Here is a 21,366-nt window from a genome sequence, read left to right on the forward strand (position 1 = left end):
ATCAGGGGGTTGTGGCGCGGCCTCCGAAGACCTGTGCCAGTTGCTCGGCGCCGCTGCCGTGGCGGCCACCGAAACGGATCACCTTGCTGCGCCGGCGCTTCTCGACGCCCGGCCGGGGGATTGGCTCAGGCGGCCGCAGCCTGCGGGTCTTCTTCGGGTCGCCGTGGAGCTTGACCGTGACGTACGTGAGCTCGCGGACGGCGTCGATGAGCGCGGCGTCCAGCTGCCGGTCCGGCGTCCAGTAGTCCTCTTCGGCCGTCGTCCTCCGTACGGCCCTCGAGGTCGCGGAGTCCCACGGCAGGTGGTCCAGGAAGACGCGGAGCTCGCGCCAGCTGAGGGTGCCGCGCCAGAGCTCCAGCAGGGACCGGCCCGGCCAGTACCGGGCCATGTCCCACTCGACGGCCTCCCCGTGCTCCGCTAGGAAGCGGAGGAGGCCGCGGATTCCCCCGGCTCCACACCGGAGCGCTTCATCCACTCGTTGGCGACGACTTCGAGTTCGACGAGGGTGTACCCGGCGTCGATCATCTCCTGGACCTTCTCGTCGCTGAGGGCGGCCCTCAGGATGGAGAGGTAGTCCTCCGGGCCGTGCATCCGCTCCTGCAGGTTCATCGGCAGGGAGTTGAACGGCTGCAGGGTGAAGGTGACGCCGCGCAGTTCGAAGGTGCACGCCTCGGGGAGCGCGTCGCGCTTCTGCTGGGCGAGGGAGTCGAGGGAGACGACCTCGGACCCCTTCGCGTTCTTGGCCTTGCTGCTGGTGCTCACGTGCTGCTCCTGGTCCTGCGGGTGGGTGCGGGTTGTGCCCCCGGCAGGCGCGACCCGCATCGCACGCCTGCCGGGGAGTCAGGGAAGGGATCAGGCGGCGAGGGCCCAGGCGGGGTCGTTGCTCAGCCAGGTCGCGATCTCCGGCGCCGACGAGGCGTACGCGGAGACGGTCATCTCGAGGCCGACCGCCGCGGACCGGCCCAGCGAGATGGCGCCGCGGTCGGTGATCTCGCCGCGCGGGATCACGAGGCGGTTGGTGATGTCGCCGTCGCGCCACTCCAGGCCGATCGCCCACTCGGCGGGGCCGGGCGCCGCCGGGATGTCGAGCCGGTACACGGTTCCCTCGGACACCTCGGTGATCGTGGAGTCCGGGAAGTACGCCGTGATCGTGCTGGCCTTCAGCTCGATCGCGGTGAACCCGAGCGTCATGTTGACGCTGGTCAGGATGCGCCGCACCGGGGACAGGCTCTGCCAGGCGTTGATGTCCTCGACGTCCGTCGAGTACTCCATGCTGACCCCGTCGTCGGACATGAAGCCCAGGTCGACCCAGGCCGCGCCCCATGGCGTGGTCAGGTCGGCGGGTGCGGTGGTCCCCTTGGGGGCCAGGTAGATGGAGCCGTCGAGCGCGGCCCTTACGTTGTCGGCGTCATTCGCCACGGATGCCTCCAGGCATGCGAGAGACCCGTGCGGCCGACGACCGACGGGCAAGGGGTGGGTGGGGCAGGGCTGCGGATTAGGTGGCTGGCCGGCCGCGCAGACGCATCTGCATCACAAGCACGTACCGGGGGATCGGGGCGGTCTCGGCATCCGGCTCGTACGGCAGCCAGATCAGCGACACATCGGCGACGCCGTAGATCTGCGCGCCGTCGACCGTGGTGCCCTGCGCCGCCTGCATGCGGGCACGGACCAGCTGCGCCAGGTCGTGCGCCTGGCCCTTGTCGACGGCGAGGACGTCGATGTCGAGGGTCACGTCCTCGAGGACGTAGCGCTGTACGACGGCGCCGCCGCCGCGGGTGACGGACACGACGCCACCCTTGACCGCCTGCAGGAGGTCGTCGGGCCACTCGGTACCGACCGTGGTGGCCGCGTCGAGGGCGGCCCTCAGGATGATGACGGCGACGAGCTCGGCGTCCGGGAAGACGACGACCGGCTGTGTCATCGCCGTCGGCGGCTGCTCTTCGCCGGCGCCTCAGCCTCAGCCTCCGCTTCGGCGGCCGCGGGCTCGGGCGTCGGCTCCTCGGCCGGGGCGGCCGCATGCTCTGCCACGGCCTCCGGCTCGGGCGCCGGCTTGTCGGGCAGGACCTCGGCGACACGGCCGTCACGCTTCAGCAGCGCCAGGTCCTCGGCGGAGACGTCGACCACGCTGCCCGGCGGATTGCCGCCGTGCCAGTGGGCGAGTCGGATCGTGTGCATCAGGCAGTCCCCCTTAGGGAGTCGAGTGAGCGGCCGAGCGGCCTGGCCTTCGGGCTGTAGCCGCCCTGAGGCCGGCCCCGCACGGACCGGTACCGGCCCTGGGCATCGCGCCGCCGGGTCATATCGGCGCCCGTACCGAACTCCACCTGCAGCGCCCACGCGGCGTTCGCCCCGTACTCGGCACGCCAGCCGTTCGGATTCAGGTGGACGCCGCTGTAGATCGAGTCCTTGTACTCCCCGTGCCTGCTGACACCCGGCTTCCATGTCGGGCCGGAGTACGTAGGGGCGAAGCCGCGGGCGAAGTTGGCGCCTTGCTGGGCCTTGTCCAGGAGGAGGTCGCGCATCTCCGGGGCCCGGGCCAGCTCGGCGAACATCCTCGGATTCGGCACGTACCGGAAAGCTGCAGGCATCAGTCGACCTCCTTCAGCTGGGCCTCGATGTGCCGGATCCCGGAGGGGACGGGCCAGCGGCCGACCTTGCCGGTGACCTCGCAGACCAGACCGTCGAACTCCACCCGGTCGGTGTCCCGGAGGTCGGGCAGGGTTCCCGGCGCGGAGATCAGCAGCCAGCCGGTCACGGTGACCTGCCGATCCTCCGTGTCCTCCTTGCTGCCGCCGGACGGCTGGATGTTCAGCTGACCTACCGGGGTCCGGGTCGCGTCGGGCCCGTAGTCGTACTTCTTGTTGCCGTACCGGTCCGTCGTGACGGCCGGACGGACGACGACGGCGGACTGCTCGTACAGGACGCTCACGACAGCCTCACCGACAGCGTCGACCGCTTGAAGTCCCGCAGGATCGCGCGGTGGTCGGAGGTGAGGGAGCCGGTACCGAAGGTCTCCACCGTGTACGTGACCGACACGGCGCCGGAGGCCTCCGACCGCAGCCGCCTCGGGTTGGACATGGAGGCGGCCGCGAGGTCCAGCGCGATCCCTACGATCTCGTCCGGGATCTCCTCGTAGCCGTGCGAGTAGGTGACCTTGACCCGGTCGGCCCAGATCCCTGCCGGATGGCGGCGAGGAAAGCCCATGAGCCGGGAGGTGGGCCAGGCCTGGCCGCGGTGAAGCTCGGACCCGTACCGCAGGAAGTCCCGCTCCTCGATGGCCGGGATCTCCAGCCCGCTGGCGTCGACGAGCTCGACGACGGTGAGCGGGTTGTCTGCGTCGACCACGACGGGCCGCTGCGGCAGCTTCAGTACCCGCTCCCCGCCCATCGTGGTGATGGTCTCCCCGGAGACGAAGCTGATCGTCTGCCGGGAGAACCGGCGGATCGCCGCGGACGCGAGACGGAGTGCCAGCTGCGCCGGGCCCGGCGCCAGCGGCACGGTCTGCTGCAGGTAGTCCTGCAGCTCTTCGACGGAGGCGAGCAGGGGGAGAGCCATGGTGCGCTCCCTCCGCTACGCGTCCGCGATCTTCTGGAGCTGCTTGACCAGCGTCGACCGCGGGCTGTCCTTGGCCTCTTCGGCTTCGAGGACCTCGCGGGCGCGGTCCGGGTCTTCGCCGACCCAGGCCAGGAGGTCCTTGACCGGAGCGTCGAGGGGCGGCGCCGGCGGGGTGGACGGGTCGGGGTGTGCCGGGCCGCCGTCCGGGTCGCCGCCGGGGGCCGGCGGCTGGTGCGGCGGATCGGGCTCCTGCTGCTCTCCGTCGTCCTGCTCCTGGACGTCGTCCTCGTAGCCGCGCAGCTGCGCGGCGAGGTCGTGGGCGGCGTCGTCGTCGGGGTCGACGGCTGCGCCGGAGCGCAGCAGGCGGACGGCGGTGTCGCCCTTGATCTTCTGCCCGGCGGTGAAGTCCTCGGGCTGCATGTTGATGTAGGCCCGGAAGGCCTCCCGTACGACCACGCGCATCGTCCGGCTCCTCTCTGGGGGTGGGCCGCGGGCCCACCCGGTTCGGGGTGGGCCCTCGCGTGATCAGGCGTGCTCGAGGACGACGGCCCGCTTGAAGAGGGCGGCGTCGCCGGTGGTCGCGTCGGAGGGGACACCGAAGTCGCCGACCCAGGACCAGGTGTGGGCGAGGACCTGCTGCAGGCGGTCCTGCGGCGGCCGGACGATGTAGGCGACCTGGACGCCGTTGGCCGGGCCGATCATCTGGATCGACGGGACGTCGGAGACGTCGGACTCGGCGAGGAGGTTGCCCATCCCGTCGAACGGCGCGGACAGGAGTGCCTCGCCGCCGAAGACGATCGGCCGGTGGACGGTCACGTCGCCGCTGGATCCGCCGGTGACGGTGGGCAGCTCGTTGTTGCGGACCCAGTCGATGCCGCCGAACCGGCCGATGGACAGGCCCTCGTAGATCGGGGAGTCGACGCGTCCCTGCAGGGCCTGCTTGAAGTCGGCGTCGTCGAAGAGCTGGGTCTCGGTGTCCGGGTCGATGTGCGCGGTGTAGTAGCCGTTCATCGTCGGGACGTTCATCTTCCGCAGCCGCGCGACGGCGGCCCGGAACATCTTGAAGGTGGCCACGTTGCTGGTGCCGATGTCGTACGGCGTGTCGAGGGTGTTCGACGGCCGCACGGTGAACGGCGCGTTCGCCGCGACGATCGCCTCACCCACCGCGTCAGCACGGGCCGTGCCCAGCGTCAGCGTCTTGGTGCCGGCGTTCACACCCGTCACCGTGTTCGGGGTGCCGTCGATGGACACCGTCAGCGGGTTCGCTCCGGAGACCGGGGTGGGCTTGCCGTTGACGAGGACGTACTCGAAGCCCTTCACGGACGACACGACGACGCTGGTGTCCGAGGAGCCGGCCGTGGTCACCCAGGTGCGGCCGCCGGAGTACGCCGCGTACAGCTTGTCCCGGGCCAGCCGGTTGAGGGACTGCCCGGCGGAGATCGCGAGCTTCTGCGCGTCCTCGATGAACTTGGACGCCAGCGACATGCGGGACTGCAGCATGTTGGTGTCCATGGTGATGCCGTACTGGTCCATCGTGACCGAGTACTGCTCGACGCTGTACGTCTGCGGCGACGGGTCCGACCCGCCCAGCGGGGTAGTGGTCGGGGTGAGCAGGCCGGTCCGCGTGAACGTGCCGGTGTCACCGATGTTCTGCGACCACGGCCGGGGGCTGGCGATCGCCGGGAACAGGAACTCCGGCAGCAGGGCCTCCTCGAAGGCCCTGTACAGGAGACCGTTCTGCATGATCTCCCGGATCGCCGCCGGGAGGGTGGAACGGATGTCGTGCCGGGCCAGGTTGAACCAGGCCCCGCGCGTGGGGAGCGTCGCAAGCGACATGGCTACTCCTCTTGGATGTCGATGGACACGAGGTCCGGATGCATACGCGCGACCTGCTCGAGGCCGAGCAGCGCGGTTTGAGTGATGGCACTGACTGCCGCGCAGACCCGCCCGCCCTCGAGGTGGCCCTCGTGGCCCTCGACTTCGAGGCGCGTGACGCCGTCGGAGAGCCGAGCCGTGATACGGATCAACGGCGGGTGGTGACGCCGAGCTTGGCCATGGCCGCCTCGTAGTCGTCCTTCGAGGCGGTGCGGAAGTCGGCCGGCGGAACGGACGGGCGGGCACCCTGGCCGGGGTCCGGCCGGGGACCCTTGGGCTTCTCCGGCTCCGCCGGCTGGCGGCGAAGGTGGGGCTTGCGCTCGAGCAGCGAGGCGAGGTCCGTGCGGATCTGCTCGGTGTCGATGTCGCCGGAGTCGTCGGCGTACGACGCCACGTCCAGGAACGCGATCGCGTCGTCGGCGTCGGCGAAGTCGGAGGCCGCGGCGCGGACCTCCGCGGTGACGGCCCGCTTCGTGGCGGCCTCGGCCCGGGCTGCCGCCTTGGTCGCGGCGTCCTGGGCCTTCTCCAGTTCGGACTTGTCGCGGTCCTCGAACTCGGCGACCTTGGCCGCCAGGGCGTCGGCCCGCTTCTTCTCCGCGGCCGCCGTCCTCTTGGCCTCGGCCCGCTCGGCCTTCATGGCGTCGAGGGCCTTCTTCCCGGCGTCGCCGAGCTGGTCGGCGCCCTCCGGGTCGGCAGGGTCCGGGTCCGCCGGCGGATCGGCAGGCGGCTGGGCCGGGTCGGCCGGAGGGTCCGCGGGCGGGTCGGCCGGCGGCGTCGGCTCGGGGTCGTCGTGACGGGTCAGCCGGAACCAGTCGCCTTGCGCGGCGGGCAGCCAGCTCCTACGGGTGTTCTGCATGGTGGGGTTCTCCCGTTGCGGGATCGGAGACGCCGGCGTTGCGCCGGGCCTGGCGGGTTGGCGGGTAGGGGCGGCTACACGATGTAGCCGTAGCGGCGTAGCAGCCGCAGTTCCTCGTCGCGGTTCCCTTCCGCGAGTCGGAAGATCTGGCCCGGCATCAGCCGGGGTGACCGGTCCGAGCGGTAGTAGCGCATCGACGTGGCCTGGCCGAACCGCTGCCCGGCGAACCGGCGGGTCGGGTCACCGGCCCGGGCCCGGCTGCGGCCGTAGACGCTGCGCCGGGTCGCGCCCTCGTGGGTGACCTGCAGGGTGCGCCGGTAGATGTGCACGGTGTCCATGCCGCGGCGGGCGTTGACGACCTGGCCGAGGTCGGCGCCGGCCCGGATCGCCTTGGCCCCGTCCACGGTGAACACCCTCGACTGCTGCTTCCGGTCGAGCCGGGCAAACAGCTGCTCCGGTGTAGGGACACCGGGCCAGTCCTTCTCCGCCAGCGGCAGGGTCTGGCAGTCGCAGCGCGGATGCCGCAGAAACCCCTCGCTGTGGGGGTAGATCTGCCCGGCCAGCACGATGCACCTCGAGCACGCCGGCAGCTGCACCACCCTCACGTACGCCACGCACGACCTGGTCGTGGCCATCGCCACCTGGTCCGCGCTGCGCGCCGCGTCGGCGATCGCGGTGGCCGTGTACATCGTCATGTCGACGAGGCCGCCGATCATCGCCTCGTCCGGCGGCATCCCGGCGACGATCCGGCGCCGTACGCCGATGGCCGGCAGGTACAGCAGCGTTTCCAGCGGTCCGCCGTCCGGGGCGATCCCGGCGAAGGCGCGGGCGATCAGCGCGGCTTCGGGCACCGGGCTGGCGTCCTGCGCTTCCATCTGCGCGGCGATGTAGGCGGAGGCGGCCTCGGCGACGCTGAGCTGCCCGGCCACGGCGGCCGCGGCGATCAGCGCCCCGGCCTCCCCGGACATGCCCTCCTCGACCGTCTGGGCCGTCAGTGTCCGCCACACCGCCTGGATCTGCTCGATGATCGCCCTGATCGTCGCGGTGACCAGGTCGTACCGGCCGCGGGCGAGTTCAGGCGGCGTTTCCACGCTGCGCCTCCGGCGGCTCCTCGCCCTCCGGGTCCTCCGGCGGATCGCCGGGCTTCGGCCCGAACAGCGGCGTGACGTCACCGTCCGCGATCCGCTGCATCAGCTGCTGCGCCGCCTCCTCGTCCTGCTCTTCCATGCGGGCGATCTCCGCCTGGGAGAACTGCAGGCGTTCACGCGTCGTACGCAGCGGCACGATCTTCGCCGTGTACAGCTTCACCGCGGCATCGGCCTGCTGCGCCACCGTCGGCGTGGACGCGTCCCGCCAGATCGTCTCCAGCGAGCGTGCCTCGTCGGTCCACTCGCCATCCCGTACACGCAGCACGAGGCGCATGACTCGCTCCCACGTCCCGCCCCAGGCCCGCTGCTTCCGCTCGGCACGCTTCACCAGCCGCGCCTCGCTCGAGCGGATGGCGTCGGCGGATGCAGGGTTGGCGGTGCTCTGGCCGAGGAAGTGCGGCGGCATACCGGTGAGGGAGGCGACCAGCTGCGCGAGCTGGCTGAGCGTGGAGTGGAAGTTCTTCAGGTCTGCCTCGGGGAACTGCTTGACGTCCGCGCCTTCCTGGCTGCTCTTGGACGTCGCCCACATCCGGCCGATGATCCGGGAGAACGCGGACAGCTTGTTGCCGTGCTCGTCGACGAAGTCCTCCTCGCCGAACCCGAAGGCGACGCGCCGCGGGGTGGCGTGGTACTCCGCGCTGACCATCATGTCGGTGGCGATCTTGCATGCGGCATCGGACAGCGGGATCACGTCCGCCAGTTCGCTGATGCCGTTGCGGTACTTCAGCCGCGGCCGGTTCGCGAGGACCTCCACCGGCACCTCGCCCATGTCGTGCTCATCCCGGGGAAAGTCTGGGTCCTCCACCCAGATGCCGTCCTGCTGCAGCCACCAGATCGTTACGTCCGGCAGGTACAGCGTGGCGTGGTTGACCTCGTCCTTGCCCTCGCCCTCGCACCACCGCTTCACGGCGGCCGCGATGCGCCGGGTGCGCGGGTCGTGCTCGGCGAACATGTCGAGCGCCGACTCCACCGACACCAGCGGCGTGGTGTCGTCGGCCTCGTTCGACCCCACAACCACGTACGCCCGCTTCATGGTGAGGGCGTCGAGGTGGCCCTGCTGGGACTGCTCGTCGAGGTCGTTGGCCTGCCAGATCCGCCACAGCTCCTCGTCGGCCTCGGCGTGCCCCGGGAACCGGAAGCCTTCGACGTCCAACCTCTCTTCGATGGCGTCGACCACCAGGCGCGGCCAGTTGATGACGACCTGCCGCACCGTCTCCTCGAGCTCGCGCTGCAGCTCCGGCGCCATGTACGACAGGGGCTGCGTGCCCTCGTAGTAGGAGTCCAGCCGCTTGAGGTCGGCCTTCTCCTTGTCGTGGCACGCGATCAGATGCTCCAGCCATTGCAGCTCGGTGCGCTCCACAGCTCACCTCACCCTCTATCGCCGCATGACGATCATCCGGCCGCTCTTCTTCGGCTTGTTCATGCCGGCCGCGATGGCGTCGCGGTATGCCTCCCACGACAGGCAGCCGGCCATCGCCCCGTCCATGGACAGCGGCGACTGGTGCCGTTCCTTCTCGATCACCCACAGCGGCTTGCCCTGCTCGTCGAGCATCTTCAGCTTCTTCTTGCGGGCGTTGGCGACGTGCTGGGCGTACACCTCGTGCCCGGAGTGCGTCAGCGCCCCGGACTTCATCGCCCCGTCGTAGGCACGCAGCGAGTACGCCATGGCCTTGAGACGGTTGGTCCACCACTTCGTGATCCGCTTCTCGCCCCACCGGCCCTGCCACGTGGTGACCAGGCCCTCCCAGTACGGCGGGTCGACGTAGGAACGCACCACATCCCACGTCTCGAAGGCCTCCACCATCACGGCGTCGACCTCATCGGCCGGCGCCTCCCACTGCTGATCCGGGTCGTCGCCCTCGTTGGCCCCGGGTGGTGCCTCCCAGATCCCGAGCGGCCACTGGAACCCCGTAGCCAGGTGGGTTGCGACGAGGGCCGTGGCGTCGCGGAACTGCGCGCCGTCGAAGCCGATCGTGATCCGCTCGCCCTTCTCCGGCAGCGGCTGGTCCGGCCGGGCCAGATCCGTCCACCGCTCCACCGAGAACGCCTGTCGGCCGGCCTGCACACGACGGTTCAGCCACACCCGCTCCCAGTACGCCCGGTCCGTGTCCGGCGCGTTGTACAGGGAGACGACCGCGTCGACCTGGCCCTCGAAGTCCGGCCACGCGGCGATGCTCGGCCCGGAGGCCTCCCGCACCGCCGCGCGGATCTGGTCGTCGTCGGAGAGGTCCTCGTCCGGCCGCGGCGCTGCCTCCCGGTGGAAGAAGAACAGGGTGCGGTCCTTCGACTTCCCCGACGCGACCAGCTCGGCGAACTCGTGCGTGCCTTGCGCGACGCTGCCCTCGCCGGGCGTGTACGTCGTGGTCGTCTCCAGCGTCCACGGATCGAACAGCATGATCTTCGGGATGTTCCCCAGCATCGTCTGATGCGTCGACCGGTGACGCGGCAGCGTGAACCGGTGGGTCTCGTCGAAGTGCTGGAACGTCGTACGGGCTCCGTCACGAGCGTCCGGCGACGACGCGAGCGGCACCGCCCGGCCCAGCCCGTCCCACCGCATGATGCGGTCCAGGCCCGGGTCGAACAGGTCCGCATCCGGACCCTCCGAGACGATCGCCAGCAGCGCCGCGTACGCGAGTTCCTCGGTCTGCTCCTCGGTGTACGCCACCATCGGGATGTACGGGTCGGACACCGGCACGCCGACCGGCTCGCCGTTCGCGTCGAACCCATCGCACCGCACTGGCCCCTCGGGGTGCAGCTCGGCATACGCGACCGCCGCGGCCAGCTCGGTTTTGGCCGTGCCCTTGCGGACCGACAGCCCGGCGCGCTTGAAGCGACGCTTGCCCGCCCGAGGGTGCCCCTGCGGGTACACCTCGTACCAGCTGTAGATCAGCGCCCGCTTCTCCGCGTCCAGCCGGTACGGCCGACCGCGCAGTGCGCCCGGTCCGTGGATGGCCCGCTCCTCGAGCAGGTCGCACACCTGAGGTCCCAGCGTCGGCCACAGCTCGCCGTCCGGCTTGGGCACCATCAGGACGCCCACGGCCTACTCCACCACGTGCAAGGTGGCTCGCGGATCGTCCGGCCTCTGCCGCCGGGCGGTCGTCGCTGGGCGCCGCTTGCGAGGCGCCGCCTTCACGTCCTCGGCCTCGGCGATCTTCCACCGCAGACGGAGCATCGCGAGCGGCGTCAGCCCCAGTCGGTCACCCAGCTGCCGCGCCTCCTTGGCCGCGTCCAGGTCGCCGGCCTCCGCACGGGACTTCCACCGTACGTACTGCGCCACCTCGCGCGACCACTTCAGCTGCTCCCACATCACGGCCTGCGGCGTCCGCCACAGCTCGCGCCACAGCTCGCCCTCGAGCTGCTGCTGCGCCTCGAGTTGCTTGGTCAGGATGAGTGCGGCCTCGCGTGCGGTGTCCGCCTTCTTCTCGGCGGCCGCCTTGGCCCGGCCCTTGAGGTCCGGTTCGAGGAGAGCCAGCTCGAGCTCGTCGGCCTTGCGCAGCGCCTGGTCGCGGCGGGCGGTGAGGACGACGTCGTCGAGGAGAGGCCACTTCGGTGTGCGACCCTTCCGCCCTTCGGGGGGCAGCGGTGTCATGGCGACGGTGGCGTTGCGCCGGCGTCGCGCTCCTTCCGGCTTGGGGGCCGGTCCCATTCCACCCATGAGGTGTCCTTCCGGAGCCGTTGCGGCGGGAAGAGGCCACGGCGTTGCGCCGGGGCCGGCGGTGCTCGGTGGGGCTCGACGCGTCGAGCGGGGGTCCCCAGACCCGTACAGGCAGAAGTTGCCCTCCCCCGCGGTCTCCTACGGGCGCCCGCTCGCGGGTGCGCCCCCACGTGCGCGTGCGCGCATCCGCGAGGCGAAATGATCTTGATTTTTGGCGTTGCGCTTTGATCTTGATCAGCGATGATCGCGACGGCCGGCGAGCTCGGCTCGGAGTGCTGTTGGCGAGCGAGTTGATCAGCTCGTCGGGCTGCGAGGCTCGGCTGAGGCCTGAGCTGGCCTGTGGTCGGCCGCCCTGTGCCCTGTGCCCTGTGCCCTGCCACCAGAGGGGCTGGCAGGGGGAGGGGAGGGGGTGAGGGGGTCAGGCGTGGTCGGCGGCCCAGCCGCCGGGCTGATGCCGCGCTGTCTCACTGTTGTGGCAGGGACCGCACAGCCCTCGGCCATGGCGTGGGTCGTCTGGGTCCTCGCCGGCGGCGGCCAGCTCCCGCCTGCTGCGGGGATGGTGGTCGGCGTGGAGGGACGGCTCGCCGCATGGGTCGCCGTGTCCGTGGCCGGTCTCGGTACACGCACAGGACGGGTCGCGTGCCAGGACGGCAGTACGGAAGCGGCGGCGGTGGCGGGTGCCGTACCCGCGCTGGGCTGCCGTACCGCGGCGCTGCTCTGCCTCGGCGCGGCAGCCTGGGCAGCGGCCGCCCTGGGTGTACTCGGGGCAGCCTGGTGTGGTGCAGATGGACATCGCACGTCTGGCCACGGTGACCACCTCCTGCGGGATACGGTGCCGGGCACGGGGCAGGGGGCCCCGGTGATGAGGGGGTGTTGTCGTGGCCGGAGGGTGCCGTGACTGCCAGACGTGCACGATGTCGTGGATCGCTCGGATGGGGCGTCACACGCTGTATCTGTTCACGTTGTCCTGGTTGGTGAAGCCAGTGTTCCTGCGGACGTGTCCGCAGTGCAGGCACATGATGGGTCGGCACCAGCGGCGGCGGGACGGATCGTTCCAGGACTGACCGGGTCTTACGGCGGGGGCGTGCCGTCGGTGTCGGCGCGGTACTTGGCGAGGGCGGCCTTCACGGCGTCCTCGCCTCCATCGTTGGAGTCCAGGCGTTCGACGGCGCGCCACAGTTCGGAGAGGCGTCCGATGCGTACCTCGGCTCGGGTCTCCCACTGTCGGAAGAGGAGCAGGAGTTCCTCGGTCTCGCGTGCGGCGTCCTGGGCGTAGCCGAGGCGGGCGAGTCGGCCGGCCATGTCTTCGAGGTCGTGGCGGTGTGCTTGGAGGTCCTCGAGGTCGACCGCGGCGTACAGGTAGTTGTAGCTACCGCCACTCACCTGGGTGATCCGACCCTGGCGTTGGCCTGCTCGATGCCGCGCCGTATCTGGTCGGCGACGGCTGCAGTGTCCATGTCGGTGAGGCTGTCGACGTGGATGTTCACGGTCGGGGTGGCGTAGGCGGAGACGTCGTTGGCGGGGATCTCGACGGTGTCCTCGAAGCACAGGATGGCCTGGGCGCCGAGGTCGGCCTTGAGCGTCTCGCGGAGCGGGCGGTGGCCGTTGTCGCTGTCGTAGGCAACGCCGTAGGCGAGGGTCTGGTACGTCGCCTCGTTGGCCTGGTCGATGACGAGGGCGAACGGGGGGCGTTCGTCGGAGGCGCCTTCGGGGAGGGGGAGGATCTGGATGCGCGGCATGCGGGTTGCCTGCTCTCAGGTGGTGTCGGTGTCGGGGTGTGCTGTGGCGTGGTGCTGGTCGACGATGCGGCGGTCGGCCTTCAGCACGATCTCGCCGGGCGCCGGCTTGGCGTCCTCGTCCAGGACGAAGCTCAGCTCGAGGGGTTCGTCGCAGCCGGGGCAGCGGACAGTGACCTTTGCCAGGGCGGCCATCAGATGGCGAGGGCGGTGAGCTTCAGCTCGGCGTTGTCGACGTCGACCTCGAGCTGGGCGCCGTAGGCCTCGGTGGGGAACGGGCCGATGTAGCGGCTGGCCTCGCTGGGGATGCTTACGGTGCGCGGCGTGACGGACTGGCCGTCGATGAGGCCGCGTACGCGGAGGGTGAGGGTGCGGGCGACGGTGGTCCCGGAGTTTCTCACCAGGAGGATCACGCGGCCGTTGTTCGAGACGGTGTGGTTGTTGACGGCGTCGCCGTTGGTCTCGGTGGGCGGGGCGATGCCGGCGCGTGTGACGGCGGTGAGGGGGATGGCGGTGCGGGGCATGGCGGCCTCCGTGGTCAGGCCGCGACGCGGCGGCGGGTGGCGGGGTTGTAGCGGCGGGCGGTGCGGTGGGCGGTGGCGATCTGTTGCTGGCTGTAGATGCGCCGGCCTCGCTCGTCGCGCTTCGGGTTGGTGAGGTGGCCGCGGCGTTCCCAGGAGTAGATCGTCTGAGGGCTGCCGCCGATGAAGGCGGCGGCTTCGGAGATGGTGAACCAGATCCCGCCGTCGGCGTCTTCGCGGCCCTGGGCGGCGGTGCGGTCGTCAGGGTGGGGCATGTGGTCACCCCCTGGAACGGCGAAACCCCCGCTCAGGGCGGGGGTTGTGTGGTGCGTGGGCACAAGTGTGCTGTTGGCACCGGATTATGCAGTGCTGATCGACTACGTGTCCAGCGCCGTGTCCTCAGCGAGTTGGGGCGCCCGCCGGTGTTGCGTCATCGACCTTGTCATTGAGGCCGCGAGCGAGGCGGTACCGGGCTACGTGGCTCTTCTTCTTCAGGCCTCCGGAGGCGCCCGTGCCGCGGCACTTCAGGCCTGGTGCAGACCCGCAGGTCGGGCACTCGACCTTCCTGGTGACCTCTTCCTCCGCCTCAAGGTCCTCCTCTTCTTGACGACGGCGGGCCAGGGTCGCCTCCTCATGTTCCTTCTGGCGGGCGGTGATGCCCAGGTAGACGTCCAGAGCTCGCGCCACGGCGGTGGTCGGCTCGGTGCCGGCTGTCAGCTCGTTGATCACCGCAAGGAACCCGGCGGCGGGCGCGGACTGGTGCTCGATGGGGAGGTACTCGTGGGAGGTGTGCTCGAGGTCGGCCCGGACGCGCGACAAGTCTGCAGCGAAGCGGAGGGCGTTGAAGGGCTCGTCGGTCATGGCGTGATTCTCCTACGGGTGGGCCCCGCCGTGACGGGGTGGCACGGCGGGGCCCGGTCCAGTGTGGCAGTGCTACTGCTGCTGGGTCTGCTGGTCTGCCTGCTCGCGCGTCGCCCGGTTGGCCGCCGCGGTGTAGGTGGCGCGCTGCTCGGGGGTCCAGTCGGCAACTTGACGGGGGAGGCTGTCGACGACCTTGTCCAGGGCCTTGGATGCGGGCTGCTGGTTGTTGCGGCTGAGGATGCCCATGATGGTGTTCCTGTCTCTTCGTTGGGATGGGACCGGGGCGGCCGGTTTGCTGGCAGGCGGGCGGCCGCCCCGGGGCTTCAGTGGCCGACGGTTCCGCGTCGGCGGTGGCGTTCGGCGAGGTCGTAGATGACCAGCCCGCCATCGGTGTGTCGTACAGCGATCCCCTCTCGGGGGTCGTCTCGGCCGCTGTCGTCGTCGTTGTCGTCGGCGGGCTGACCTGCACCGACGACACCCGTAGAGGGGTCGTCCGGGGCAGGAGAGGGGCACTCGTCCCAGCGCAGCCCCGCCGACGAGGAGCGGCCCTCCATCCGCACGTCCTTCACGGGCCACCCGATCCCGGCCGCCGCCGCGCGCACCGCGTCGGTGGTCGTGGAGAGGTGTTCGGCGAGGGGCTTCAGCTGGGCGTGCGGGGTGCCGATATCGCGGACTGCGGCGATGAGCGCGACGGGGGAGACGGGACGGGGACTGTCTGGTGCGGGGGACTCGGCGGCCTCCTCCTGGTCGTCGGCCTCCGGCTGCTCCTCGCCCGTGGACGGCTTGGCGGCTGGCTGCTTGGGCTTCCACCCGTCGGGGCCGCACCGGTACGAGGCCACCACCCACAGGCCGGCCGCGCTCCACATCAGCCATGGCGCCGCCCCTGCCTCGACCCGGGCGTACACCCCGGCCGCGGCGGCTGTGGCGACCTTGCGGAGGAGCGCCGCGGCGGCCAGGAGGAGGGCCAGGCGCAGCAGCCAGCCGAGGCCGGACGCCTCCCCCAGCCAGCCCGCGGAGCGCTGCCAGATCCGGCGGGCGAGGTGCAGGGCTCGGCTCGCCAGGTGGGTGGCGAGGCGCCCGGATCCGGTGGCGATCCGCTGTCCGGCCTGCCGGATCCACTGCATCGTGGACGGGGCGCGGCTCATACGATCGTGCCCTTCGCGATGCCGCCGATGGCCCAGGCGCCGATGCCGTTGGCGCCCTCGACGACCTGCTGCGCGATGAGGGCTGCGGTGCCGGTGGACACGCACAGCAGGCAGCCGATGAGGACGCCCTTCCACCACTTGCCGCGGACGGCCTTGCCGATGGACTTCCGCAGGACCCACAGGCTGACGACGACGGCGGTCACGACGATCGCGCCGTACCCGTCGATGCGCGGTGTGGCGGCGGTGCCGAGGGTCTGGGAGGGGGTGCCGGTCAGCCACTTCATGGCCAGGTCGCCCACCGAGTTGCCGCCCCAGCGGAGGAATCCGGCGAGGGTGCCGAGGAGCCCGGCCGGGCAGGCGATCATGAGGATGCCGCAGACGAGGCCGAAGCTCAGCGGGATCAGGGCCTTGGGGTCGCGCGCTGCGCCGCCTGAGTCGTCGCCCTTGCCCTTGCCGCCGCCTCCCTTCCCGCCCTTGTGCCAGCGCCACAGCTCGGCGCCGAGGAGGGCCAGGCCGAGGGCGAAGCCAGCGGTCGAGATGGTGGTGGTCGTGTACTGGCCGGCGGCCACGGTCACGGTGTTCATGCGGGCTTCACTCCGGTGAGGGCGTAGACGAGCGTGGTGAGCGGGAGGGTGAGGACGGTGCCGAGGACCGCGGCCCACAGCAGGAAGCGCACGAGGGCGGCGCGCCACTTCGGCGCCCACAGGTCCGGGTTGGCGCCGGCAGCCTCGGCGCGGCGCGCGTTGTCGAGGAACGCCAGGACGACGAGGGGCACGAGGGCCATGACCCAGGCGCCGGCCAAGCTCTCGTCGTCGCGGACGGTGGCGAGGAGCGCACCCCACGGCCCGGCCAGCGACAGGGACAGCAGGGCGAGGGCGAGGTTGTAGCCCCAGCGGATCCGCTGCCACCAGCGCGGGCCCGGGTCCGGCTCGGGCACGGCGAGCCATCCGCCGTGGTCGACGGTCACGGTGACGTGGACGTCGACCGGTACGGGCGGCGGTCCGGCGGGTGGCAGCCCCGCACGCCACCAGTCCGGGGGGCGCGGTGGTGCCGGCGGAGCGGGCGGCGGTGGGGGGGAGGCCGGTGCGGGCAGAGGGAGCGGCTGACCGGCCGGTATGACCCGGGTGGGCGTGATCGGCTTCTTGTCGGTCACAGGGACACCGCCGCGCAGGTGAGGGCGAGGACCGCGGCGGCCGTCCAGGCGCTGCCGGTGAAGACGCGTCCCTCGTCGTAGGCGTGGAGGGCTGCGGCGACGGAGAGCAGCGCGGCCGCGAGGCCGAGCGGCGGGAACAGGACCATGACGGCCAGGAGGAGGCCGGGCAGGCTGATGGTCACGGCTGCCCCGGCGAGGCCGGCGAGGAGCCAGCCGTGGTGGCGCAGTAGCCAGACGGTGGAGGCTCCGGGCAGCAGCGCGGCCACGAGGAGGAGGAAGAGGATCATCGGTCGGCCTTTCGGCTGGCGTCGTCGAGGGCGGCGCGGATCTGGGTCGCCTTGGTCTGGCCGACGTGCAGCTGCTGCTTGAGGGTCTTGATGGAGGCGGGCCGGCCGTGGGTACGGCGGTGGTCGGTGTCGACCTGGCGGGCGCGGGCGAGGAGGCCGGACGGGTCCGCGGGTACGTCGGGGTCCGCCGTACCCGACGGGTGGGGTACGGGGTCCGGGTCGGGTACAGGTACGGACTCAGGTACGGGTACGGGGCGGACCTCGCGCCGGGTACGGGCCGGGTCCGGTACGGCCGTGTGCTCCTCGTTGGCGAGCCAGCGGACGAAGTCGTCCTCGTCGGGGACGACGGTCTGGGCGTCGGGTACGCGGGCATGGACCTCGGTACGGGTACGGCGGGTACGGGTGGTCTCGGCGGGTACGGCAGCCGCGAACTCGGGCCGTACCTCGGGTTCGGTGCTGACGTCGAGGTGCAGGCCAGCGGCCGGGTACGGGGTGGCGGCAAGCTCTGGTGCGCGCTGCTCGTCGGGGTCGGGTACGGCGGCGAGCTGGGGGCGGTCGGCCGGTTCGGGCAGCGGCGCGGTCGGCTCCCCCGGGGCGGCGAGTATGGGCGTACCCGACGGCTTGGGTACGGCGTGGAGGGCGACGGTGACCATGGCCTCGGTGACGGGTACGCCGTACTCGGTGGTGAGCGAGGCGAGTTCGGCCGGAGTCCGGTCGGGGTGCGCGGCGCGTACGGCGAGGACGGCGTCGACGGGGTCCATGCGGCGCAGGGCGGCGCCGGTCACGCCGAGCGGGGTCGTCGGGTACGGGTCGGGTACGGGCTCGGTGACCCACGGGGAGACGACGGGTACGTCGCGCAGGGCGCTCGCGTTGCGGCGGGCGGCGAGGAGCTGCAGCAGCTGGTGGCGCTGCTCGCCGTCGACGGCTGCGCCGGATCGTGCGACGGCTGCCTTGAGCGCGGCGCGGCCCCAGTAGCCGAGGTGGGTGCGGGAGGCGAGGCGGACGGCACGGTTGGTGGCGCGGTCGCGGGTGACCTGTGCGGCGGTGCGGCCGCGGACGGCGAGGCCGAGGTGGGACAGGAGGCGCTCGCGGAGTTCGTGGCCGATCTGGGCGGGCAGGCCGGTGGAGAGTGCCTCGGGCCGGGACACGCGGATCTCGAGACCCATGGCGAGGTGCCAGAGCAGGGCGGCCATGACCGGTCCGAGGACGGCGCGGACCAGGCCGGCCCAGAACCCGGACTCGGCGAACGCGGGGATGACCTGGATGCCGGTGATGCACCAGACGAGGACGCCGGGCACGCCCGGGGTGCCGGCCTCCGTGGCGGTGGCCGTGGCCTTCTTGTTGGCGCGGGCCATGACGGCGCAGGCGAGGAGGGCGACCTCCCCGGCCGCGAACATGACGAGGCGCTCGTCGACGCTGGCCATGCCGAGGTGGTCGCGCGCGAAGTTCCAGGAGGTGTCGCCGGAGTACGCGGTGCAGACGAGGGCGCCGACGCCGGCGGTGAGGACGGCGCCGCTCGTGCGGCGGACGATGACCGTGCAGACGACGAGGAGGACGCCCGCGAGCAGGGCGGCGTGCCACGGGTGGGCGGCCGTCCAGGCGATGGGCTGGTCCAGAGACACGGTGTACTCCCACGGGAGTCGAAGGGGGGCGGGGCCTGCTCGAGGGCGGTGCAGGCCCCGCGGCTGGTAGGTCAGCGGCGGCAGCGCCACGCGTACAGAGCGAGGACGGCCGTGACGAGGAACGGGCCGGGCTGCGCCGTGAGCAGGGCGACGACGGCGCAGACGGTGAAGCCGTAGCGGGCGAGCGGGCTGGCGAAGTGGCGCCTCATCGGGCGGGCCAGGCGAGCTCGAGGGTGTTCTCGGTGTCCGGGTCCAGGAGCTTGACGAGGGGGATCTCCACCGTGTCGCTGCCCGACCGCGGGGCGGGCAGCGCGAGGGGGACGGCCGCGGCCTCGAGCGCCGGCGTGGTGAGGGAGACCTCGGCGCCGTTCTGGCGGGTGCCCCACCCGGTGCGGGCGCAGGTGGCGACGCCCCACCAGCGCATGACGCGGAGCACTGTCCAGGAGCCGACGACCGCCAGCGGCATGAGGAGCCAGGTGATCGCGCGCTGTCGCATGCGTTCGTCGGTGCGGATGACGCCGAGGTAGCGCAGGGCCTGTGCCCAGCCGATGAGGAACGGCACGACCAGGAAGCTGGCGGGCGGGGTGTTGCCGTAGCGGAGGGGCTCGACGACCAGGAGCCAGGCGAGGACGACGGTGGACAGGGCGACCTGGAACCAGCGCAGGAGGTGGGCCCAGTAGGCGTAGCCGGTGACGGGGAGGTAGCGCATGCGCCACACGGAGCGGATGGTGGAGCCGCGCATCCACCGCATATACATGCGGGCGAAGTGGCTCGCCTTCTCCGGGAGGGCGGTGAACACCACGGCGGACGGCTGCTGGACGGTGCGGCCGCGCAGCAGGGCGTACAGGGTCAGCAGGGAGTCGTCGGAGAAGCGGACGGGCCGGCCGAGGAAGGTCTCGCCCAGGTAGCTGTCGAGGTTGTCGCGGACGACGGGCGCCCGGTACGCGGCGAGAGGGCCGGAGTTGACGAGGACGGCGCCCATGGCGGACAGGGCGCTGCGGTCGGTGAGCTGCCCGGTGGTGAACCACAGGTCCGTGATCCGGGTGAGCAAGTTCGACCGGTGGTTGGTGGCGAGGACGATGCCGGCGACGGACTGCACGCGGGCCCGGGCGAAGGGGACGAGGATCTCGTCGATCGCGTTCGGGGCGAGGCAGGAGTCCGAGTCGACTGTGATGTAGATGTCCGCGTGCGGGCTCGCCTGGACGCCGGTGGCCTGGGCGTGGCGCTTGCCCTGGTTGGGGGTGCGGTGCCAGGTGGTGGTGATGCCGGCGTCGGCCGCGGCCGCCATCCACCAGGCGCGGACGGCGGCGTAGTCGCTGCTGGTGGATCCGTCGTCGACGACGTGGACGCTGTCGGGGCGGCGGGTCTGGGCGAGGAACGACTCGAGGGCCAGGCGGAGGTAGCCGGGGTCCTCGTTGTAGACGGGCAGCAGGACCGCGACGTTGAGGGCGTCGAGCTGGCGGTGGGCGCGTGGGCTGACCCGGCGAGCGCGTTCGAAGTGGTACATCAGGGTCTGGGAGAGCAGCAGCAGGAAGGTGACGGCCCAGACTGCGGCGAGCCTGCTGCCGGTCTCGTCGCCGTAGGAGGCGGCGGTGATGCCGTGGTGTCCGGCCCAGAGGGCGGCGGCGACGAGGGTGATCGCGGCGGCGAGGACGGTGCCGGAGCGGTGGACCCGCGCGGCCAGCGGACGGCTGGTGCTGGTGGTGGTCACTGCTGCCCCGCGTTCTTGCCGCGGCGGAAGCCGAAGCGGATCGTGAGGGCGCCGATGGCGACGATGCCGGCGGCCGCGGCGAGGAGCCACCAGCCGGTGATGACGGCGCCGCCGATGGCGAACGCGCCGAGAGCTCCGGTGCTGGCGAGACGAGCGTGGTCAGACACGAGATACGTCCTTGTTCTGGATCTTGGATGGGTGGGTGGCCGGGCCGCGGGGGGAGGTTCGCGGCCCGGCCGGACTGGGTGGGTCAGCGGCAGCGGGCCGTGCGGGTGGTGCCGTCGTCGTACGAGGCCTTGCACCTGCGGCATCGCCACTGGCGGCCGGAGCGGCGCATCGGCCGGCCGCAGCAGACCGGGGCCCCGCTCACGCGGCGGCTCCCGCGAGCTGACGCAGGCGGGCCGCGTACTCGGCGACCGTCCCAGCGGGCGGCGGCAGCATCGCGCGGACCGCGGTGCGGGCGTCCTCGCGAACGGTGTGGCCGGAGACCGGGCCGACGACGGTGTCGAAGGCGGCGCGCACGACCAGGTCCTGCAGGCCCGCGGTCATGCACCGGGCGGTCGGCGGCGTGCCGGTGACCGGGTACATGGACAGCGGGAGGGTGTCGAGGCGGTCGGCGGCGAGCGCCAGGACCCGGGCGGCCAGGCGCTGCGCCTCGCCGGTGCCACCGCGCGCGAGGGTCTCGGCGGTGGTACGGAGGCGGGCGGCGTACTGGCGGCGGGTCAGGGCGACGTCGATCTCCGGTGCCACCTTGCGCAGGGCGCGGAGGACGGGCGGGTCCATGGTGGTCGCCTGCAGCAGCGCGTGCCGTCCGATGGTGGTGATCGTCGCGCCCGGGCGGTGGGTCTCGAGGCGGCCGGCCATCTCGCCGAGCAGCTGCCGCACGAGCGCCAGGGTCTGGCCGGTCGGCCGGCCCGACTGTCCGGCGCTCATCACAGGGCCTCGGCAGCGCTGCGCAGGCGGGTGGCGTACTCGTAGCCGGTGCCGTCGTACGGGTACGGGAGGTGGGTGCGGGCGCCGGTGGAGGCGATGTGCTGGACGGCCTCGGGGAGGGTGTCGAGGATGACGGCCTCCGCGGTCAGCAGGTCCTCGTGCAGGGACCAGGGGCTGACCGGGGTGGTGCCGCGCCGCTCGGTGAGGCGGGCGGTGACGGTGAGGACCTGCGCGGCGTAGGACGGCTGTTCGACCAGCGTCCGCAGGGCTTCGTCCCTGTCGGGGGGCTGGGTAAGGTCTGCCACGGGCCT

At 71.9% G+C, this 21,366-nt stretch carries 33 protein-coding genes; all 33 read right to left on the reverse strand.

Annotated features, from left to right (window positions below; genetic code table 11):
- Window position 1 precedes the first annotated feature (1 nt).
- The gene (locus ACZ6IM_RS01315) at window positions 2-388 is read right to left on the reverse strand and encodes a hypothetical protein (protein ID WP_469553673.1); all 387 of its coding nucleotides are present in this window, start codon (window positions 386-388) and stop codon (window positions 2-4) included.
- Between the two features lie 29 nt (window positions 389-417).
- On the reverse strand, window positions 418-762 hold the full coding sequence (locus ACZ6IM_RS01320; RefSeq protein WP_469553675.1) for a hypothetical protein: 345 nt from the start codon (window positions 760-762) through the stop codon (window positions 418-420).
- Between the two features lie 90 nt (window positions 763-852).
- Entirely contained in the window at window positions 853-1,419 is a 567-nt protein-coding gene (locus ACZ6IM_RS01325) for a phage tail tube protein (protein ID WP_469553677.1), read from the reverse strand.
- Between the two features lie 76 nt (window positions 1,420-1,495).
- Complete coding sequence (locus tag ACZ6IM_RS01330) at window positions 1,496-1,921, reverse strand: hypothetical protein (protein ID WP_469553679.1); 426 nt, start codon at window positions 1,919-1,921, stop codon at window positions 1,496-1,498.
- On the reverse strand, window positions 1,918-2,175 hold the full coding sequence (locus tag ACZ6IM_RS01335) for a hypothetical protein (protein WP_469553681.1): 258 nt from the start codon (window positions 2,173-2,175) through the stop codon (window positions 1,918-1,920). The genes ACZ6IM_RS01330 and ACZ6IM_RS01335 overlap by 4 nt, the downstream gene beginning before the upstream one ends.
- Complete coding sequence (locus ACZ6IM_RS01340) at window positions 2,175-2,585, reverse strand: hypothetical protein (RefSeq protein ID WP_469553683.1); 411 nt, start codon at window positions 2,583-2,585, stop codon at window positions 2,175-2,177. Before ACZ6IM_RS01340 ends, ACZ6IM_RS01335 begins: the two co-directional genes overlap by 1 nt.
- The gene (locus tag ACZ6IM_RS01345) at window positions 2,585-2,926 is read right to left on the reverse strand and encodes a hypothetical protein (RefSeq protein ID WP_469553685.1); all 342 of its coding nucleotides are present in this window, start codon (window positions 2,924-2,926) and stop codon (window positions 2,585-2,587) included. Before ACZ6IM_RS01345 ends, ACZ6IM_RS01340 begins: the two co-directional genes overlap by 1 nt.
- The gene (locus ACZ6IM_RS01350; RefSeq protein ID WP_469553687.1) at window positions 2,923-3,552 is read right to left on the reverse strand and encodes a hypothetical protein; all 630 of its coding nucleotides are present in this window, start codon (window positions 3,550-3,552) and stop codon (window positions 2,923-2,925) included. The genes ACZ6IM_RS01345 and ACZ6IM_RS01350 overlap by 4 nt, the downstream gene beginning before the upstream one ends.
- Before the next feature lie 15 nt (window positions 3,553-3,567).
- Window positions 3,568-4,014 carry a hypothetical protein gene (locus ACZ6IM_RS01355; RefSeq protein ID WP_469553689.1) on the reverse strand — a complete coding sequence of 149 codons (447 nt, stop codon included), beginning with the start codon at window positions 4,012-4,014 and terminating at the stop codon, window positions 3,568-3,570.
- A gap of 63 nt (window positions 4,015-4,077) precedes the next feature.
- Entirely contained in the window at window positions 4,078-5,388 is a 1,311-nt protein-coding gene (locus ACZ6IM_RS01360; RefSeq protein WP_469553691.1) for a hypothetical protein, read from the reverse strand.
- Between the two features lie 2 nt (window positions 5,389-5,390).
- Window positions 5,391-5,579, reverse strand: coding sequence for a ribosomal-processing cysteine protease Prp (locus ACZ6IM_RS01365; protein WP_360554102.1), 189 nt, complete (start codon window positions 5,577-5,579; stop codon window positions 5,391-5,393).
- Entirely contained in the window at window positions 5,576-6,283 is a 708-nt protein-coding gene (locus ACZ6IM_RS01370; RefSeq protein ID WP_469553693.1) for a hypothetical protein, read from the reverse strand. Before ACZ6IM_RS01370 ends, ACZ6IM_RS01365 begins: the two co-directional genes overlap by 4 nt.
- Before the next feature lie 74 nt (window positions 6,284-6,357).
- On the reverse strand, window positions 6,358-7,374 hold the full coding sequence (locus ACZ6IM_RS01375; protein WP_469553695.1) for a hypothetical protein: 1,017 nt from the start codon (window positions 7,372-7,374) through the stop codon (window positions 6,358-6,360).
- On the reverse strand, window positions 7,358-8,791 hold the full coding sequence (locus tag ACZ6IM_RS01380) for a phage portal protein (protein WP_469553697.1): 1,434 nt from the start codon (window positions 8,789-8,791) through the stop codon (window positions 7,358-7,360). The genes ACZ6IM_RS01375 and ACZ6IM_RS01380 overlap by 17 nt, the downstream gene beginning before the upstream one ends.
- A gap of 15 nt (window positions 8,792-8,806) precedes the next feature.
- Window positions 8,807-10,468 carry a terminase gene (locus ACZ6IM_RS01385; protein WP_469553699.1) on the reverse strand — a complete coding sequence of 554 codons (1,662 nt, stop codon included), beginning with the start codon at window positions 10,466-10,468 and terminating at the stop codon, window positions 8,807-8,809.
- 3 nt (window positions 10,469-10,471) lie between these two features.
- A complete protein-coding gene (locus ACZ6IM_RS01390) occupies window positions 10,472-11,086 on the reverse strand; it encodes a hypothetical protein (RefSeq protein ID WP_469553701.1) in 615 nt (204 codons plus the stop codon).
- A gap of 1,071 nt (window positions 11,087-12,157) precedes the next feature.
- On the reverse strand, window positions 12,158-12,469 hold the full coding sequence (locus ACZ6IM_RS01395) for a hypothetical protein (RefSeq protein ID WP_469553703.1): 312 nt from the start codon (window positions 12,467-12,469) through the stop codon (window positions 12,158-12,160).
- Window positions 12,466-12,825: a hypothetical protein gene (locus ACZ6IM_RS01400; RefSeq protein ID WP_469553705.1), complete on the reverse strand. Its 360-nt coding sequence runs from the start codon at window positions 12,823-12,825 to the stop codon at window positions 12,466-12,468. Before ACZ6IM_RS01400 ends, ACZ6IM_RS01395 begins: the two co-directional genes overlap by 4 nt.
- Before the next feature lie 15 nt (window positions 12,826-12,840).
- On the reverse strand, window positions 12,841-13,017 hold the full coding sequence (locus tag ACZ6IM_RS01405; protein ID WP_469553707.1) for a hypothetical protein: 177 nt from the start codon (window positions 13,015-13,017) through the stop codon (window positions 12,841-12,843).
- Window positions 13,017-13,346: a hypothetical protein gene (locus ACZ6IM_RS01410; RefSeq protein ID WP_469553709.1), complete on the reverse strand. Its 330-nt coding sequence runs from the start codon at window positions 13,344-13,346 to the stop codon at window positions 13,017-13,019. Before ACZ6IM_RS01410 ends, ACZ6IM_RS01405 begins: the two co-directional genes overlap by 1 nt.
- 14 nt (window positions 13,347-13,360) lie before the next feature.
- The gene (locus ACZ6IM_RS01415) at window positions 13,361-13,618 is read right to left on the reverse strand and encodes a MerR family DNA-binding transcriptional regulator (protein ID WP_469553711.1); all 258 of its coding nucleotides are present in this window, start codon (window positions 13,616-13,618) and stop codon (window positions 13,361-13,363) included.
- Window positions 13,619-13,742: 124 nt separating this feature from the next.
- A complete protein-coding gene (locus ACZ6IM_RS01420; protein ID WP_469553713.1) occupies window positions 13,743-14,204 on the reverse strand; it encodes a zinc finger domain-containing protein in 462 nt (153 codons plus the stop codon).
- 72 nt (window positions 14,205-14,276) lie between these two features.
- Complete coding sequence (locus ACZ6IM_RS01425) at window positions 14,277-14,450, reverse strand: hypothetical protein (RefSeq protein ID WP_469553715.1); 174 nt, start codon at window positions 14,448-14,450, stop codon at window positions 14,277-14,279.
- 77 nt (window positions 14,451-14,527) lie between these two features.
- A complete protein-coding gene (locus tag ACZ6IM_RS01430; RefSeq protein ID WP_469553716.1) occupies window positions 14,528-15,349 on the reverse strand; it encodes a hypothetical protein in 822 nt (273 codons plus the stop codon).
- Window positions 15,346-15,933 (reverse strand): hypothetical protein, encoded by a 588-nt coding sequence (locus ACZ6IM_RS01435; RefSeq protein ID WP_469553718.1) that lies wholly within the window; start codon window positions 15,931-15,933, stop codon window positions 15,346-15,348. The genes ACZ6IM_RS01430 and ACZ6IM_RS01435 overlap by 4 nt, the downstream gene beginning before the upstream one ends.
- The gene (locus ACZ6IM_RS01440; RefSeq protein ID WP_469553720.1) at window positions 15,930-16,502 is read right to left on the reverse strand and encodes a hypothetical protein; all 573 of its coding nucleotides are present in this window, start codon (window positions 16,500-16,502) and stop codon (window positions 15,930-15,932) included. Before ACZ6IM_RS01440 ends, ACZ6IM_RS01435 begins: the two co-directional genes overlap by 4 nt.
- Complete coding sequence (locus ACZ6IM_RS01445) at window positions 16,499-16,789, reverse strand: hypothetical protein (protein ID WP_469553721.1); 291 nt, start codon at window positions 16,787-16,789, stop codon at window positions 16,499-16,501. The genes ACZ6IM_RS01440 and ACZ6IM_RS01445 overlap by 4 nt, the downstream gene beginning before the upstream one ends.
- Window positions 16,786-18,411: a hypothetical protein gene (locus ACZ6IM_RS01450; protein WP_469553723.1), complete on the reverse strand. Its 1,626-nt coding sequence runs from the start codon at window positions 18,409-18,411 to the stop codon at window positions 16,786-16,788. Before ACZ6IM_RS01450 ends, ACZ6IM_RS01445 begins: the two co-directional genes overlap by 4 nt.
- Window positions 18,412-18,482: 71 nt before the next feature.
- A complete protein-coding gene (locus ACZ6IM_RS01455) occupies window positions 18,483-18,620 on the reverse strand; it encodes a hypothetical protein (protein WP_469553724.1) in 138 nt (45 codons plus the stop codon).
- Window positions 18,617-20,122, reverse strand: coding sequence for a glycosyltransferase family 2 protein (locus ACZ6IM_RS01460; RefSeq protein ID WP_469553726.1), 1,506 nt, complete (start codon window positions 20,120-20,122; stop codon window positions 18,617-18,619). The genes ACZ6IM_RS01455 and ACZ6IM_RS01460 overlap by 4 nt, the downstream gene beginning before the upstream one ends.
- Window positions 20,119-20,289: a hypothetical protein gene (locus tag ACZ6IM_RS01465; RefSeq protein WP_469553728.1), complete on the reverse strand. Its 171-nt coding sequence runs from the start codon at window positions 20,287-20,289 to the stop codon at window positions 20,119-20,121. The genes ACZ6IM_RS01460 and ACZ6IM_RS01465 overlap by 4 nt, the downstream gene beginning before the upstream one ends.
- Before the next feature lie 199 nt (window positions 20,290-20,488).
- The gene (locus ACZ6IM_RS01470) at window positions 20,489-21,055 is read right to left on the reverse strand and encodes a hypothetical protein (protein ID WP_469553730.1); all 567 of its coding nucleotides are present in this window, start codon (window positions 21,053-21,055) and stop codon (window positions 20,489-20,491) included.
- Window positions 21,055-21,360 carry a hypothetical protein gene (locus ACZ6IM_RS01475; protein WP_469553732.1) on the reverse strand — a complete coding sequence of 102 codons (306 nt, stop codon included), beginning with the start codon at window positions 21,358-21,360 and terminating at the stop codon, window positions 21,055-21,057. Before ACZ6IM_RS01475 ends, ACZ6IM_RS01470 begins: the two co-directional genes overlap by 1 nt.
- Between the last annotated feature and the right edge of the window lie 6 nt (window positions 21,361-21,366).

The organism is Streptomyces sp. NPDC042336, assembly GCF_055581985.1.

Coding starts and splice junctions, on each gene's coding strand:
- ACZ6IM_RS01315 (WP_469553673.1), bottom strand. CDS start 388: ATGGCCCGGTACTGGCCGGGCCGGTCCCTGCTGGAGCTCTGGCGCGGC.
- ACZ6IM_RS01410 (WP_469553709.1), bottom strand. CDS start 13,346: ATGCCCCGCACCGCCATCCCCCTCACCGCCGTCACACGCGCCGGCATC.
- ACZ6IM_RS01415 (WP_469553711.1), bottom strand. CDS start 13,618: ATGCCCCACCCTGACGACCGCACCGCCGCCCAGGGCCGCGAAGACGCC.
- ACZ6IM_RS01340 (WP_469553683.1), bottom strand. CDS start 2,585: ATGCCTGCAGCTTTCCGGTACGTGCCGAATCCGAGGATGTTCGCCGAG.
- ACZ6IM_RS01330 (WP_469553679.1), bottom strand. CDS start 1,921: ATGACACAGCCGGTCGTCGTCTTCCCGGACGCCGAGCTCGTCGCCGTC.
- ACZ6IM_RS01405 (WP_469553707.1), bottom strand. CDS start 13,017: ATGGCCGCCCTGGCAAAGGTCACTGTCCGCTGCCCCGGCTGCGACGAA.
- ACZ6IM_RS01445 (WP_469553721.1), bottom strand. CDS start 16,789: ATGATCCTCTTCCTCCTCCTCGTGGCCGCGCTGCTGCCCGGAGCCTCC.
- ACZ6IM_RS01425 (WP_469553715.1), bottom strand. CDS start 14,450: ATGGGCATCCTCAGCCGCAACAACCAGCAGCCCGCATCCAAGGCCCTG.
- ACZ6IM_RS01435 (WP_469553718.1), bottom strand. CDS start 15,933: ATGAACACCGTGACCGTGGCCGCCGGCCAGTACACGACCACCACCATC.
- ACZ6IM_RS01370 (WP_469553693.1), bottom strand. CDS start 6,283: ATGCAGAACACCCGTAGGAGCTGGCTGCCCGCCGCGCAAGGCGACTGG.
- ACZ6IM_RS01420 (WP_469553713.1), bottom strand. CDS start 14,204: ATGACCGACGAGCCCTTCAACGCCCTCCGCTTCGCTGCAGACTTGTCG.
- ACZ6IM_RS01470 (WP_469553730.1), bottom strand. CDS start 21,055: ATGAGCGCCGGACAGTCGGGCCGGCCGACCGGCCAGACCCTGGCGCTC.
- ACZ6IM_RS01390 (WP_469553701.1), bottom strand. CDS start 11,086: ATGGGTGGAATGGGACCGGCCCCCAAGCCGGAAGGAGCGCGACGCCGG.
- ACZ6IM_RS01400 (WP_469553705.1), bottom strand. CDS start 12,825: ATGCCGCGCATCCAGATCCTCCCCCTCCCCGAAGGCGCCTCCGACGAA.
- ACZ6IM_RS01335 (WP_469553681.1), bottom strand. CDS start 2,175: ATGCACACGATCCGACTCGCCCACTGGCACGGCGGCAATCCGCCGGGC.
- ACZ6IM_RS01455 (WP_469553724.1), bottom strand. CDS start 18,620: ATGAGGCGCCACTTCGCCAGCCCGCTCGCCCGCTACGGCTTCACCGTC.
- ACZ6IM_RS01350 (WP_469553687.1), bottom strand. CDS start 3,552: ATGGCTCTCCCCCTGCTCGCCTCCGTCGAAGAGCTGCAGGACTACCTG.
- ACZ6IM_RS01430 (WP_469553716.1), bottom strand. CDS start 15,349: ATGAGCCGCGCCCCGTCCACGATGCAGTGGATCCGGCAGGCCGGACAG.
- ACZ6IM_RS01355 (WP_469553689.1), bottom strand. CDS start 4,014: ATGCGCGTGGTCGTACGGGAGGCCTTCCGGGCCTACATCAACATGCAG.
- ACZ6IM_RS01360 (WP_469553691.1), bottom strand. CDS start 5,388: ATGTCGCTTGCGACGCTCCCCACGCGCGGGGCCTGGTTCAACCTGGCC.